The 13,715-nt window shown below is 53.1% G+C and carries 14 protein-coding genes; 9 read left to right on the plus strand and 5 right to left on the minus strand.

Features of this window, described 5'->3' with window-relative positions:
* Positions 1-50: 50 nt before the first annotated feature.
* Complete coding sequence (locus ACH50O_RS03990; protein ID WP_446810748.1) at positions 51-416, plus strand: hypothetical protein; 366 nt, start codon at positions 51-53, stop codon at positions 414-416.
* 22 nt (positions 417-438) lie between these two features.
* On the opposite strand, the gene ACH50O_RS03995 is transcribed toward ACH50O_RS03990, so the two are convergent.
* From ACH50O_RS03995 to ACH50O_RS04005, 3 genes are read right to left on the minus strand one after another with little or no spacing between them, the layout of a single operon-like run.
* Entirely contained in the window at positions 439-612 is a 174-nt protein-coding gene (locus tag ACH50O_RS03995; RefSeq protein ID WP_446810749.1) for a rubredoxin, read from the minus strand.
* 19 nt (positions 613-631) lie between these two features.
* Positions 632-1,135, minus strand: a complete 504-nt coding sequence (locus tag ACH50O_RS04000) for a YqiA/YcfP family alpha/beta fold hydrolase (protein WP_446810750.1) — start codon at positions 1,133-1,135, stop codon at positions 632-634.
* Positions 1,136-1,158: 23 nt separating this feature from the next.
* Positions 1,159-1,374 (minus strand): DUF2905 domain-containing protein, encoded by a 216-nt coding sequence (locus ACH50O_RS04005; RefSeq protein ID WP_446810751.1) that lies wholly within the window; start codon positions 1,372-1,374, stop codon positions 1,159-1,161.
* Positions 1,375-1,432: 58 nt separating this feature from the next.
* Between ACH50O_RS04005 and ACH50O_RS04010 the strand changes: the two genes are divergently transcribed.
* Entirely contained in the window at positions 1,433-1,579 is a 147-nt protein-coding gene (locus ACH50O_RS04010; RefSeq protein WP_446810752.1) for a hypothetical protein, read from the plus strand.
* An 8-nt stretch (positions 1,580-1,587) separates the two neighbouring features.
* Here the strand turns inward: ACH50O_RS04010 and ACH50O_RS04015 are convergent, their stop codons facing one another.
* On the minus strand, positions 1,588-2,877 hold the full coding sequence (locus tag ACH50O_RS04015) for a hypothetical protein (protein ID WP_446810753.1): 1,290 nt from the start codon (positions 2,875-2,877) through the stop codon (positions 1,588-1,590).
* 445 nt (positions 2,878-3,322) lie between these two features.
* Here ACH50O_RS04015 and ACH50O_RS04020 point away from each other — a divergent pair, with 445 nt between their 5' ends.
* Positions 3,323-5,068, plus strand: a complete 1,746-nt coding sequence (locus tag ACH50O_RS04020) for a L,D-transpeptidase family protein (RefSeq protein ID WP_446810754.1) — start codon at positions 3,323-3,325, stop codon at positions 5,066-5,068.
* 48 nt (positions 5,069-5,116) lie between these two features.
* On the opposite strand, the gene ACH50O_RS04025 is transcribed toward ACH50O_RS04020, so the two are convergent.
* Positions 5,117-5,242, minus strand: a complete 126-nt coding sequence (locus ACH50O_RS04025; RefSeq protein WP_446810755.1) for a hypothetical protein — start codon at positions 5,240-5,242, stop codon at positions 5,117-5,119.
* Positions 5,243-5,749: 507 nt separating this feature from the next.
* Here ACH50O_RS04025 and ACH50O_RS04030 point away from each other — a divergent pair.
* The 6 genes from ACH50O_RS04030 to ACH50O_RS04055 all read left to right on the plus strand — a co-directional run bounded on the left by ACH50O_RS04030 (position 5,750) and on the right by ACH50O_RS04055 (position 13,710).
* Positions 5,750-6,217 (plus strand): SRPBCC family protein, encoded by a 468-nt coding sequence (locus ACH50O_RS04030; protein WP_446810756.1) that lies wholly within the window; start codon positions 5,750-5,752, stop codon positions 6,215-6,217.
* A 91-nt stretch (positions 6,218-6,308) separates the two neighbouring features.
* Positions 6,309-6,842 carry a hypothetical protein gene (locus ACH50O_RS04035; protein WP_446810757.1) on the plus strand — a complete coding sequence of 178 codons (534 nt, stop codon included), beginning with the start codon at positions 6,309-6,311 and terminating at the stop codon, positions 6,840-6,842.
* A 310-nt stretch (positions 6,843-7,152) separates the two neighbouring features.
* Positions 7,153-10,788 carry a pyruvate:ferredoxin (flavodoxin) oxidoreductase gene (gene nifJ, locus ACH50O_RS04040; protein ID WP_446810758.1) on the plus strand — a complete coding sequence of 1,212 codons (3,636 nt, stop codon included), beginning with the start codon at positions 7,153-7,155 and terminating at the stop codon, positions 10,786-10,788.
* On the plus strand, positions 10,781-11,794 hold the full coding sequence (locus ACH50O_RS04045) for a dihydroorotate dehydrogenase-like protein (RefSeq protein WP_446810759.1): 1,014 nt from the start codon (positions 10,781-10,783) through the stop codon (positions 11,792-11,794). Before nifJ ends, ACH50O_RS04045 begins: the two co-directional genes overlap by 8 nt.
* Positions 11,795-11,804: 10 nt before the next feature.
* Positions 11,805-12,164 (plus strand): DUF4186 domain-containing protein, encoded by a 360-nt coding sequence (locus ACH50O_RS04050; RefSeq protein ID WP_446810760.1) that lies wholly within the window; start codon positions 11,805-11,807, stop codon positions 12,162-12,164.
* A 115-nt stretch (positions 12,165-12,279) separates the two neighbouring features.
* Positions 12,280-13,710, plus strand: a complete 1,431-nt coding sequence (locus tag ACH50O_RS04055) for a glutamate-cysteine ligase family protein (RefSeq protein WP_446810761.1) — start codon at positions 12,280-12,282, stop codon at positions 13,708-13,710.
* Positions 13,711-13,715 lie beyond the last annotated feature (5 nt).

Raw genomic sequence — 13,715 nt, forward strand, 5'->3', positions numbered from 1 at the left:
CTGCAACACAATTTACCCCAAGCAAATAATTTTCTAACAGGAGGTTTGCGATGTTGAAAAGATCTAAATTAATCGCTTTGGGATTACTGTTTTCGTCGGCTGCCTTGGCGGACCATCACGGCCATTGGGGCGGGCATCACGGTCACCATCATCACTACGAGGGCTACGACCGGCCGATGTATCGGGAGGAGGTGATTTATTACCAACCCGCGCCGGTAGTCGAATATGTGCCGGCTCCCCGCTACTATGCGCCGCCGCCCGCGCCGCGTTACAACAGTTACGATCAACGTTCGCCGCAAGGTTTGTTGGGCGGTATGGTGGGTAGCGCGATAGGTTATCAGTTTGGCGGCGGCGACCCGATAGCCGCCGGTATCGGTGCGGCGGCTGGTGCGTTATTGGGTAACGGCATGTACTGAGGATGCCGTAGCTTGTACATTGTTAATATTCCAGTAGCTTGAAAAAGCTTTTCGGCGCGCCGCAGATGGGACAGTCCCAATCGTCGGGGATGTCCGCCCAGCGGGTGCCAGGTGCGATGCCGCTGTCCGGATCGCCCTCGGCTTCGTCGTAAATGTGTTCGCATTCCATGCAGTGATATTTCTTGTAATCGCTCATTGAAAAATATCCTCGGGTATTAACTTAGGCATTCGCCTAGAAACCGGTCGAACGCCGCGGCCATGATCGGTAATATGCTTAACAAGCGGTGGTCGGCGTCCAGCAGATGCAGGCGGGCTCGATGTTCGGCGCAGAAGCGCCAGACGTTCTCCGGCGGGACCGCGTCGTCCTGCCAGCCGTGAAATACCTCGATACGGGCGGTCTGCGGATTAAACTCCGTGCGAGAGTATCCTGGTAAATAAAAGGCGGGAGCAATCAAAAACAGCCCGTTCGGGTTGATGATCTCCGCAGCGACTGTCGCCACATACGCCCCCATGCTGGAACCCGCCAAGATAATTTTATCGTATCCGCTTATATTTTGCGCCAATAGCTGTTGTACCCGCCACTCCGGATCGTTGCTGGCTTGATAATCCGGGCTTCTAAACTCAAAACCCCGATTTTCGGCAATTTCCGCCAATGCCAGCGCTTTTTTGCCCCAAGGGATGCTGTCCATGCCGTGGTTGTAAATTATCAGTTTAGCCATGCTTGATACCTTGCCGGGCAATCTTATCTTCGGAACAACAAATTCGCCAGTAGGGTGAGCAGCACACTGACCACGATCATCGAGGTGATTGGGATAAATACCGAGCTGTTTTTGTTTTCAATCCGGATATCGCCCGGCAGCTTGCCGAACCAATTGATTAGCCAGGGCGCGTAGTGCAAAATCAAACCGATGACCAGGATCGCAGCGCCAATGCCTATTAGTGCCTTGCTGGGTTCCATATCAACTCCCGTGGATCAATAAATTCGCCGATTCTACGATTATCCGGCGTTTTTCGATATGGTGTTACTATCGTTCAGCGGTTCAAACCCGTTCAGCGTGAACTTTATGACGCATTCGATTTTTGCAATTCGAGCCAATATAGCCGACTTGACTGTCGATGCCATAGTCAATGCCGCCAATGCCACTCTGTTGGGGCAAGACTGACTATTAATTTACGAAACCACAAGCACTTGGGCAAAACCGCCGCCCGGCGTGCGGAAGTTGGTGGTCTGGCCTTGGTAGAGGCGGGCGCAGATCAACTGGGTTTGGCCTCGATAGACATAATGGCGCAGATCCAGTTTCAATTCGCCGGCGTCCAGATGTCTTTCGCTAGGTTTGACCAGGGTTTGCGCGACATAATCGTGTTGCAGGATATCCTCGAATACTCGCCGGGTCAGTTTGTCTCCGCGATAGGCCGCTTTGCTGCCATAACCCTTGGCGGGCTTGAAAAACAGTTGCTTGCGGTTAGACCAAAACCATTCGGCATTTTTCGGCTCGACTAACACCGTGTGCGCAATGCCTGCTTGCAATACCGAACGGGTATTCTCGTCGACGCCTATCGTTTGCAGAAACGCGTCGTTTCCCAGCCAGGCCAGATTTCGCTTGTCGGCATACAATGCGTGATTGCGCGGATGCGGGGTCAGTACCACGGCGTTGGTCAAGTAAGCCTCGCGTAATGCTAAACAGCTTTCGGCTTCCAAGCCAAAGTCGGTTAAACGATTGTAGACCAGATCGATTTTTAGATCGCCGTGCCACAGCGCGCCGTCGCGATGGCTAAGCTCGGCCGGATCGCAGATGACGGTTTGGATTTGATGTTGTGCAAACAGATGCTTAAACAGCAGAAACTCCGGCCACAAGTATTGATTCAACGGGTCGTGGTCGACGATGGCGATGCTGCGCAAGGGCTTTAAGTCGCGTTCGGCCTGCCATTCCCGGTAAAACATGTCCATGAATAAATTTTCCGCCGGGTGGCTGCTCTGCCGGGGTAAATCAAGTTTGCCGGGTTGCCTATGCTCAACGATTTCGCAACAACGGTTTTGCGCGCGAATCAGCACGGCGTTGATCAGCGCGCCGCCGGCGTTGGAATTGATCTCTATCAGTTTCGGTCCCGCAGCGCTGAGATGAAAGTCGTAACCCAGGAATACGCCTTGCGCTTCGGTAAAAAATTGCGCGGCGTCGGGTGCATGCGTCAGCACATGTTGTTGATAAGCGGGCAGCGAAATCACGCGTTCCAGCGCGGAGATGATATGCAATTGCCGGTCCAGGCAATCCCGATCGATAAACACTGCGGACTCGGCGAACAGATGAGGGCGTTCTTCGGTAATCATCCGATACAAGGCGTCGTTGTCGTCGAGTTTGGCCAGTTCGGCGCGTAGCGCTTTGCGATTCAGCGACGTGCAGCGGCAATCGCTGTTGAGTTGCTCGGCATTGGGCGTGGAATGAGATGTCGGGTTTGGATACATTAAGAAGACAAAACCTTAAGTCTTGTGTGTAGCATCGGCAACAGATGGCTTATTTTAACGCGAAGCTGCCATGTCTATATCGGCAAATTGTTAACCGGTACGTTGCCAGTGTCCGTAACTCGATTGCCGCAGCCGGTTAATCCTGATGTATTGGAGTGGAACCGGACAGTTCGATAAAAATGACTGCCTCTACTTAGACATGCAAACGGTTAAGCGGATAACAGGGTCGTCGCGATGCCCGTATCCGGGAGGGTTATAAAATGGCGCGACGGATTTGGCTTCGGTTATTTGTATGCGAGAATATTTGCTTACTTCCTACTTGCCGTATGTGCCGATTGTTGGCAGTACAGCAGGGTGCGCGGCCTCGTCGTCGGGTACAGTCAGAGCTTAAATGCATATTTTGCCGATATGCCGAATATAACCCGCAGATAAAACCGTAAGCATAATGAAGCAGTACGCCGCACCGACGCAAAATACAAATAAACCGCTCAACGCCTCACGTATGCTGGCATTGTTGGCATTGCTGTATTTTTTCTCGCAACCCGCGAATACGCAAAGTCCGGAACCCGGCATCAGGCAGGCGATAGAATCGCTGCTGGCAAGCAAACAGCATCCCTTGCTAGGGCAAGCCGATTTTTCCGCGCACAGCGAAGTCGTGAAGCAGTTATATCGGATGAATGCCAATCAATTGATCTGGCTGGGTGTTGAGCGGTCGGCGAAAAACCGGGAAGATGCGTTGGCCGTATTGAACAACGCAACTGCAGATGGCCTGAATCCGTTAAATTACGATGCCGAACGTTTACGCGGCTATTTGCAACACGCGGTTACGCTGCCGCAAAGCGCGACGGCGGAATTGGCGTCTTACGACGTGGCCTTGTCAATTGCGTTAGTGCATTTTGCGCGGGATCTATATAACGGTAGAGTCGATCCGCGTAATTTTGATTATCCCGCCCAGTTTGCCGCTAAGTCGGCTGGCGATATCGCGATTTTGCTCGACCAATATCTTAAGCAACAAAACCTTGCCGATTTGCCGGAAGCGTTGGCGCCGAAAATCAAACAATATCGGCAGTTAAAATCCTTATTGGCCGGGTATCGTCAGCAAAATACCACGATGCAGTGGCCGAAATTGGTGTTGACGAAATCGCTGCATCCCGGCGAGCAAGACCCGCAATTGCCGGAATTACGCCGACATTTGCTCGATTTAGGCGAATTGACGGCTACGGAAATTACAGGTGTTAGCCCTGCGGAAACAGTTTACGATTCGGCGGCCGCGGAAGCGGTAAAACGCGTACAGCAGCAGCAAGGTTTGAAAGCCGATGGCGTGATCGGGAAACAAACCCTGGCCTTAATAAATCAATCGCCGGCCGACAAAATTGCCATGATCGAATTAGCCATGGAACGTTTACGCTGGATGCCGGAGCTGCCGGAAGGGCCAAGGATTTTTGTGAATATCCCGGCGTTTCAGTTGTGGGCATTCAAATCCCGAGAAGATCTGGAGCCGTTGACGATGAAAGTGATTGTCGGCAAAGCCGAGCAGAATCAGACTCCGGTACTATGGGAAGAGATGAAATATCTGGAGTTCATGCCGTACTGGAATATTCCGAAAAGTATCCTGGATAAGGAAATGCTGCCGAAACTCATGGACAATGAGGGGTTTCTGGACGATCAGGATATCGAGCTGGTCGAACGCTCCGCCGGCGAAGATGAAGAAAATCAGAATAGTATCGTTGACGAACTCAAAAGCGGCAGGATGCGTGCCAGACAGCGGCCCGGCAGTAACAATCCGTTAGGGCGGGTGAAGTTTATTTTTCCGAACAAGGCCGATGTCTATTTACACGATACGCCGGGCAAATCGGCGTTTAACCGGGATCGCCGGGATCTCAGTCACGGCTGCGTTCGAGTTGCGGACGCGGAAAAGCTGGCGGAGTTCGTGCTTGGCGACCAAGCCGAATGGAACCTGCAAACAATACAGCAAGCTATGGCCGGACCTAAAACCCAACGAGTGAGCCTGAAAAGATCGATACCGGTATTGTTTTTTTATACCACGGCGTTTGTCGATCGGGACAATAAACCGCGGTTCTATCTGGATATTTATGGCTATGACGGCTTGCTGCAAAGTGCCTTGAACGGGAGTTCAACCGATAAACAGCAGTTAGTAAGTAAATCCGAGCCACCGAATAATGGCGGTTGACTTACATGACGCAATCGAAAATAGCCAAATACACCGTCGCCGAAAAAATTAAAAAATCGCCAAGCCCAAAAGCAAGGCCCTGCGGATGCCGCCGGCTACCAATGGTGAGATTCTGGTAAAGGGCGTGGTAATGGGTATCGTCATTTCCGGCCTGACGCACGCTAGTAGACGCATTACCCGCTCTCTAAATTCGGCATCCCTTTGCATTGTTTTCCGGTGGGATATTCGCCGGGTATCTCGCGCATAAATATCGCAAGGAGATCATCTCGTTAAGTAGTAGAACTGCTGCGGAAAGTAGAAACTTCGTACTTCGGCAGCGCGAAAATCTCGGCGATTTGATTGCGGAAATCAAGGAAGACAGCGGTAAAGCGCAACACGCCGGCGATTGATGTGCCAGCGGTTTATCGCCCTGTACCGCCCCATCTTTTGCTGCTTCGAAAAAGCCAATAATTACTAAGGTGAGCCACCAAAGAATCAATGCACCATCTCCTACTGGGAGAGGGTTGGTGAGGGGACCTCTCCCTGAGAACAACTTGTTAGCAGTTCCCTGACAGCTAATAATCAGGCCTGAATCGTTAGCCCGGTTTCAATCTTTATCATGCTCTTTCGAGCTACCATAAAATTCATTTTGCGGTAGATTGCTAACAGTCGCGTCCGCTTGCTCTCGCTAACCGCAGAAATATGAAAATTTACCGTATTCATCGCCAGCAGCGTCTTGCCGTCGGGCAGGCAGAGGCTTGGGCGTTTTTCTCATCACCGAATTATCTCAACAGCATCACGCCGGATTTTTTTCATGTCGAGATTACCTCCCCGGTTCCGGACGACATTTATGCCGGATTGCTGATCAGTTACCGCATGACAGCGGTATTCGGGTTACCGATGTCTTGGCTTTCCGAAGTCAGCCAATGCGACCAGCCGCGACGGTTCGTCTATCAACAGCGGGTGGGGCCGTTCAATTTTTGGAGCCATGAGGTGGCTTTAAACGAAATTCCCGGCGGGGTGCTGTTGGAAGACATAGTGTTTTATACGATGCGCTGGGGATGGTTGGGGCGGCTGTTGCACGGTTTGCTGATAGCCGAAAAATTGCAGCGGATTTTCGACACGCGCCGAGAGTATTTACAAGCGAAATGGGGTGTTGTGGATATATGATGCGTCAATCGGACACGGGAACGCCGGTTGACTTTTTTTACCGGCAGGCATCTAATCGGAGGCCTGCAAATTCAACCTGAAGGAGACTGATATGGCTCAAGACAAAGGTTATTTGGATCAATCCGGCAATCAAGTGATTGCCATCGTCAAAAATCTGGATCGCGATGTGGAGCGCGGCGAAGATACCATCATGCTGGGTTATGGCTCGGTATTGCTGGCGCCGGCTTTTGCCCCCTTATTGCCGCCCGTTATTCTGTTGCCGTTGATGGCTATCGCATTTGCGATTTCGGCCACCTTAGCCCGTCTGCATTTCTATAAGATGGCGCAAAAACTGACGGTGTCCATGAGAGAACTGGAAAGCCGGGACCAACACACGTTAAAACCGATTGCGCAGGTGTTTGACGAACATCCCCAACAGACTTTGGCGGTTGCTTTTAATCCGTTGAGAAATCTAAAACGGACTCTGAAAAGCACGCTGGGCGGCTTGATGATCAATCCATTTTGGGGGCCGATTTTTTACATGTTGGGCGTGCAATTTGTCGAGGACAAACATTTCTTTGTGCTAAATAAGGCAGTGATCAGCGTCGAAGAAAAGATCATGCCGATAGTCTTACGCGATGAATAAGCCGGGAGTCGGCAATTTCGCGTTCGCAACGCTACCGCGGCAAATTTAACTTAACCGCTTTCAAGGTGGGGCGGTTATTTTGACGCGGTAACCATTGTCCAAAAGTACAGTTATACACAGAAGCTGTGGATAAGTTTGTGATCAAATCGTGGGCAAAGCTTTCCAGTGCCCGTCTTGTTTGAAGCGGCTTTAAATTGACTAATTATTAGTCAATTGGTCGGCCGTTTTTTTGACTATCCTTAGTACTGTTCAGAAGAGCCGGCGGCAATGGCCGACCGGCCCCGTTTTATTACGCAAAAGGTTGTTCCCCATGGAAACTCAACACACCCTCACCATTGACGGTAACCAGGCCGCCGCCGGCATTGCCCACAAGTTGAACGAAGTCATCGCCATTTACCCGATTACGCCGTCGTCGCCGATGGGAGAGTGGGCAGATGAATGGTCGTCGCGCGGGCAGCCCAATTTATGGGGTACGGTCCCCAAAGTTGTCGAATTGCAAAGTGAAGCCGGCGCGGCCGGTACTATACACGGCGCGTTGCAAGCCGGTACTCTTGCCACCACGTTTACCGCATCGCAAGGTTTACTGCTGATGCTGCCGAATATGTACAAAATCGCCGGCGAATTAAGCCCGACAGTGTTTCATATCGCCGCCCGTTCCCTGGCTTGCCAGGGCCTGTCTATCTTCGGGGATCACAGCGATGTGATGGCAGCGCGGATGACCGGCTTTGCCATGCTATGCTCCAACTCGCCACAGGAAGTGCAGGATCTGGCGCTAATTTCTCACGCGGTGGCCTTGCAAAGCCGGATTCCCTTCATGCATTTTTTCGACGGATTTCGCACCTCGCACGAGGTGTCGAAAATCGTTAGTGTCGACGATGCAGTCATTCGAGCGATGATAGACGATGCCTGGGTTAGCGAGCATCGCGGACGGGCCTTGACACCGGATAAGCCGGTACTGCGCGGTACCGCGCAAAACCCGGACGTGTATTTCCAAGGCCGGGAGTCGGTCAACCCCTATTACACGGCCTTGCCTGACATTGCTCAGCAAGCCATGGATAGATTCGCGGCGCTGACCGGCAGGGCATATCGTTTATACGAGTATGTTGGCGCACCGAATGCCGAACGGGTGATCGTGCTGATGGGCTCCGGCGCGGAAGCGGTGGAAGAGACGTTGGATTATCTCAATCGCCAGGGCGAAGCGGTCGGTCTGTTGAAAGTGCGTTTGTTTCGGCCCTTTGCGCCGGAGCGCTTGCTTGAAGCCTTACCGGCCAGTTGCCGGAAGATTGCGGTATTGGATCGCACCAAGGAACCGGGCGCCGACGGCGAACCCTTGTATAAGGATGTGTTGACGGCTTTGGCGCAAGATTTCAGCAACGGCGGTAAGTTTGCCGATTTGCCGAAAGTGGTCGGCGGCCGTTACGGCCTGTCGTCCAAGGAATTTACCCCCGGCATGATCAAAGCGGTCTACGACGAGTTAAAACGCGAGCGGCCGAAAAATCAATTTACTATCGGCATCCACGACGACGTCAGCCATACCAGCCTGGAATGGGACAGCGAATATCGCACCGACGCCCACGACCAAACCTTCCAAGCCATGTTTTACGGTTTGGGCAGCGACGGTACGGTCGGCGCGAATAAAAACACGATTAAAATCATCGGCGAAGAAACCGATTGGTTTGCCCAAGGCTATTTCGTGTACGACTCGAAAAAATCCGGCGCCATCACGGTTTCGCATTTGCGTTTCGGCCCCAAACCGATCCGCTCAACTTATTTGATAGCCGAAAACGACGCCAAATTCATCGGCTGTCATCAAACTGTGTTTCTGGAACGCTACGACATGCTGGCCAATGCCGCTCACAACGCGGTATTTCTATTGAATAGCCCGGTACCGGTCGAGCAGGTTTGGGATACTTTGCCGCATAAGATGCAAGAGCAAATGCTGGCGAAGAAGATTCGTTTTTATCTGATCGACGGCAACGCGGTTGCGGAAAAATCAGGCATGGGCAAGCGGATCAATACCATCATGCAGACTTGTTTCTTCGCGATTTCCGGCGTGTTGCCGCAAGATCAGGCTATCGCCGCGATCAAGCATGCCGTGGAAAAAACCTACGGCAAAAAAGGCCAGCGCATCGTCGATTTAAACTTTAAAGCGATAGACGAAACCTTGGCCGGCTTGCAACAAGTCCCTCTGCCCAAGCAAGCCAACAGCAGTTTCGATATTGCAGCATTGATTGCAGACAGCGCGCCCGAATTTATCCGCCGGGTCACCGGCGAAATCATCGCCGGTCGCGGCGACGCCTTGCCGGTCAGCGCGATGCCGGTGGATGGGACATTCCCGACCGGCACGGCGGCCTACGAAAAACGCAATCTGGCTTTGGAGATTCCGGTTTGGGAAACCGATCTGTGTACCCAGTGCGGCAAGTGCCCGATGGTTTGTCCGCACGCGGCGATTCGCAGCAAAATCGTCGCAAACGACCTATTGAGCGATGCGCCGGAGACCTTTAAGCATGCTGCCATGCTGGGTAAGGATTTTCCGGCCGGGCTTTCGATTATTTATCAGGTCGCGCCGGAGGACTGTACCGGTTGCGGTCTGTGCGTGGACATCTGCCCGATCCGCGACAAATCCAACGCCAGCCGGAAGGCTTTGAACATGAGTCCGCAAGCGCCGTTGCGCGAGCCGGAAAGTCAAAACTGGAATTACTTTTTGTCCTTGCCGGAATACGACCGCCGTTTGTTGAAAACCAATACCATCAAGGGATCGATGGCCTTACAGCCATTATTCGAATTCTCCGGCGCTTGCGTCGGCTGCGGCGAAACCCCGTATGTAAAACTGGCCTCGCAATTGTTCGGCGATAGGATGATCATCGCCAACGCCACCGGCTGTTCGTCGATTTACGGCGGGAATTTGCCGACTACACCTTGGACCAAAAATGCCGACGGCCGCGGTCCGGCCTGGAACAATTCCTTGTTCGAGGATAATGCCGAATTCGGCTTGGGCATGCGGGTAGCGGTGGATAAGCAAGCCGAGCATGCGGCCGAATTGTTGGAATCGCTACGGGAAACCTTGGGCGGCGAGTTGATCGATGCAATTTTACAAGCCGACCAATCCGATGAAGTCGGCATATACGATCAGCGTCAACGTGTCGCCGAATTAAAACAGCATTTACCCTCACTAAAACAACCTGCGGCGCAAGCTTTGTTGCCCTTGGCCGATTATTTGTGCAAGAAAAGCGTCTGGATCATCGGCGGCGACGGCTGGGCTTACGACATCGGTTACGGCGGTTTGGATCATGTGTTGGCCAGCGGCCGCAACGTCAATATCCTGGTGCTGGACACCGAAGTGTATTCCAACACTGGCGGTCAAACGTCCAAGTCCACGCCGCTGGGCGCGGTGGCCAAGTTCTCGGCCGGCGGCAAAGCTACGGCCAAAAAGGATTTAGCTTTGTTAGCCATGGATTACGGTAACGTTTACGTCGCCCATGTCGCTTACGCCGGTAAGGACACGCAAACCCTGAATGCATTTTTGGAAGCGGAAGCCCACGATGGCCCGTCTATCATCATCGCCTATGCGCCCTGTATTGCGCACGGCGTGGATTTGTCCAACAACCATAGACAGCAAAACCTGGCAGTCAAAAGCGGACATTGGCCGTTGTTTCGATTTAATCCCGGCCGTATCCAACAAGGCAAGAATCCGATGCAGTTGGATTCCGCCGAGCCGTCGGTGCCGCTACGCGAATTCGTGATGAGCGAAACCCGCTTCAGTATGCTCTGGCAAAGCCATCCCGACCACGCCGAAGCATTTTTGAAGCAGGCGCAGCAGGACGTGAAGAACCGCTACCGCTACTATCAACAATTGGCCGCGCTGGAATGGAGCGATGCCACCAGCGTCGCCGCCGCCAAAGCCGCCCTAAAAGCCGATCTTGCTCAGGAGAGCCAACATGGTTGATTTAACGACAAATTATTTGGGCCTGAAACTGGCGCACCCCCTGGTGCCATCGGCGTCGCCCTTAAGCAAGGATCTGGATAGCGCCCGCCGCCTGGAGGATGCAGGGGCCTCGGCTTTGGTGATGTATTCCTTGTTTGAAGAAAAAATCGAAGCCGAACAGCAGCAAATGGAGCGTTTTTTTTACGGGCAGAGTATAGGTTACGGTGAAGCGGATTCCTTTCATCCGGTGCCGGATCAGATTCTGACTTATCAGGAACAGTATCTGGAAAACCTGCAACGGCTGAAAAGCCATCTGCACATTCCGGTGATCGCCAGTTTAAACGGCATTTCCAAAGGTGGCTGGATCGAATACGGCCAAGCTTTGCAACAAGCCGGGGCCGACGCGCTGGAGTTGAATATCTACCATCTGGCGGCCAATGCCGACGAAAGCAGCGAAACTGTGGAGAACCGCTATCTCGATATTTTGCGGGAATTAAAAAGCCGGGTGAGTGTGCCGCTGACTTTAAAACTATCGCCGCAATTCAGTTCGCCGATCCATTTTGCCCAACGCCTGGAAGCGGCCGGTGCCGACGGCATCGCGATATTCAACCGGTTTTATCAGCCGGATATCGATCTGGAGACGCTGGAGGTGGTGCCGAAGCTGCAATTGTCCACGCAAGCCGAAGCCTTGTTACGCATCCGTTGGACCGCCTTGCTGTATGGCCGGGTGAAACTGTCCCTGGCAGTGACCGGCGGTTTTCATCACAGCGCGGATGTAATCAAAGCCTTGTTGGCCGGGGCCGATGTAGTGCATCTGTGCAGTGTATTACTGGCGCAAGGCGTGGGTAAGCTCAGCGAAATTCGCGCGGAACTGGAGCAATGGTTGATCGAACACGAATACGAATCCATTAGCCAGTTAAAAGGCAGCGTCAGCCAGCAACACGCCATCGACCCTAGCGCGTATGAGAGAGCCAATTACATCCATGTGTTGGACAGTTACACGCCGTCCGCCGGCGTGTTGAGATAGCGTTAAAGCCGTGCGGGACTTGGACGAACTGTTTGCCGGCTTGGCTAAATCCAAGTTCCGCAGCCAGTTTCGTCTAAACGACAAGGATCTGGACTATTTGCGCAGCAAAGGTCTGGAAACGGTATTAAGCCATGCCCAAGACTTTATCGGCAAACGTCTGGCCGTCGCCGAGCCGCGCAATGACGGCAAACAAACCCCGTTTCACGGCCATCCGGTGTTTGTCGCGCAACACGCCACGGCCTGCTGCTGCCGGGGATGTCTGGAAAAATGGCATAAAATTCCGCAGGGCAGGGAGTTGAATGATGCCGAACAAACCTATGTTTGTAAGGTGTTGGAGCGGTGGTTGAGGATGGCAGTTGCCGATATTTAAATTTAGTTTCCTAATATCGGCAGCTCAACAATCCGCTTGGCTGGACTAAATTCATGCTTTACCTTTAACGATCTTACTATTTCAACCTGTTCCGCCGGATTACGAGCGCACAGTCATGGGTCAAGAAATTCATGCCGCAGTCTATCAGGATGCCGACTTTCAGCGCTTTCGGGAACGCCTATCCACAGAAACAGAACTACTCGGCCGACTGATTAAAAGCCGAGCCTGCTCGGAAGCCGCGCCGGTGGCCGGCTTTGAAATCGAAGCTTGGCTGCTGAACGACAACATGCAACCGGCGCCAGCCAATCATGCCTACCTGCAATCTTTTGCCCACCCAATGGCTGGGCCGGAGCTGGCCAAATTCAATATCGAGCTTAATACGCCGCCATTACCGTTGACCTGCGATGCGTTCAGCCGCATGCACAGCGATTTGCAAAACACCTGGCGCCAAGCCCAACAACATGCCCGGCGGATGGGTTTGAATCTGCTGACGATAGGCACCTTACCGACCCTGCAGCAAAGCGATCTGCATCTGGGCAATATGTCGGATATGAACCGCTACCGGGCCTTAAATCAGCAAATTTTGCGCTGCCGGGGCAGGCCGATTGTGTTAGATATTTGCGGCCACGAGCATTTGAAAATCCAGCACCACGACGTGATGCTGGAAGCTGCCACCACCTCGTTTCAATTGCATATTCAATGCCCGCTCAGCATCGCCCATCATGTTTACAATGCCTCAATCATTGCTTCGGCGACAATGGTGGCTTTGGCTGCGAACGCGCCGTTTTTATTCGGTAAGGATTTGTGGGCGGAAACCCGCATCCCCTTATTCGAGCAGGCTATCGCCACCGGCGGTTACGCCGGCGCGGCCGACGGGCCGTTACACCGGGTAAGTTTCGGTTCCGACTTTGCCAGGCAGTCGATTTTGGAATGTTTTGTCGAGAACCAGCAGCATTTTCCAATTCTGTTGCCCGAACATTTTGACGACGCGCCGGAAGCATTTCAGCACTTGCGCTTGCACAACGGCACGATCTGGCGCTGGAATCGGCCGTTGGTCGGTTTCGACGCCGACGGCACCCCGCATATCCGCATCGAACACCGCACGCCGGCCGCTGGGCCGACCGTGCTGGACATGATCGCCAACGCCGCGTTTTATTACGGGCTGGTTAAGAATCTGGCCGACGAACGCCAGGCGGGTGGGGCGGAGTTATCCTTTGCCCAAGCCAAGGATAATTTTTATCAAGCCGCCCTGCATGGCTTGGATAGCCATGTCGTCTGGTTTGGCGAACATAAGCAGAGACTGGCAATCTTGATCGATCAAGAGTTGTTGCCGCGCGCCGCCCAGGGATTGCAGGCTTTGGGTATTAGTAGCGCCGACCGAGATAATTATCTGGATGTGATTCGCCAGCGCCTCGCCAACCAGCAAACCGGCAGCGTGTGGCAGCGGCGGTTTATCAAGGAAAATCCGGGCGAATTTGCGGAGCTGACGCGGGTTTATTTGCAGCGGCAACGAAGTGGGGAAGCGGTTGCGGGGTGGGCGTTGTAAGGCGG

The organism is Methylomonas sp. 2BW1-5-20, assembly GCF_052474515.1.

Bases quoted from the DNA above. Each gene is read 5' to 3' on its own strand.
- ACH50O_RS03990 (WP_446810748.1), top strand. From the start codon at position 51: ATGTTGAAAAGATCTAAATTAATCGCTTTGGGATTACTGTTTTCGTCG.
- ACH50O_RS03995 (WP_446810749.1), bottom strand. From the start codon at position 612: ATGAGCGATTACAAGAAATATCACTGCATGGAATGCGAACACATTTAC.
- ACH50O_RS04000 (WP_446810750.1), bottom strand. From the start codon at position 1,135: ATGGCTAAACTGATAATTTACAACCACGGCATGGACAGCATCCCTTGG.
- ACH50O_RS04005 (WP_446810751.1), bottom strand. From the start codon at position 1,374: ATGGAACCCAGCAAGGCACTAATAGGCATTGGCGCTGCGATCCTGGTC.
- ACH50O_RS04010 (WP_446810752.1), top strand. From the start codon at position 1,433: ATGGTGTTACTATCGTTCAGCGGTTCAAACCCGTTCAGCGTGAACTTT.
- ACH50O_RS04015 (WP_446810753.1), bottom strand. From the start codon at position 2,877: ATGTATCCAAACCCGACATCTCATTCCACGCCCAATGCCGAGCAACTC.
- ACH50O_RS04020 (WP_446810754.1), top strand. From the start codon at position 3,323: ATGAAGCAGTACGCCGCACCGACGCAAAATACAAATAAACCGCTCAAC.
- ACH50O_RS04025 (WP_446810755.1), bottom strand. From the start codon at position 5,242: ATGCGTCTACTAGCGTGCGTCAGGCCGGAAATGACGATACCCATTACC.
- ACH50O_RS04030 (WP_446810756.1), top strand. From the start codon at position 5,750: ATGAAAATTTACCGTATTCATCGCCAGCAGCGTCTTGCCGTCGGGCAG.
- ACH50O_RS04035 (WP_446810757.1), top strand. From the start codon at position 6,309: ATGGCTCAAGACAAAGGTTATTTGGATCAATCCGGCAATCAAGTGATT.
- nifJ (WP_446810758.1), top strand. From the start codon at position 7,153: ATGGAAACTCAACACACCCTCACCATTGACGGTAACCAGGCCGCCGCC.
- ACH50O_RS04045 (WP_446810759.1), top strand. From the start codon at position 10,781: ATGGTTGATTTAACGACAAATTATTTGGGCCTGAAACTGGCGCACCCC.
- ACH50O_RS04055 (WP_446810761.1), top strand. From the start codon at position 12,280: ATGGGTCAAGAAATTCATGCCGCAGTCTATCAGGATGCCGACTTTCAG.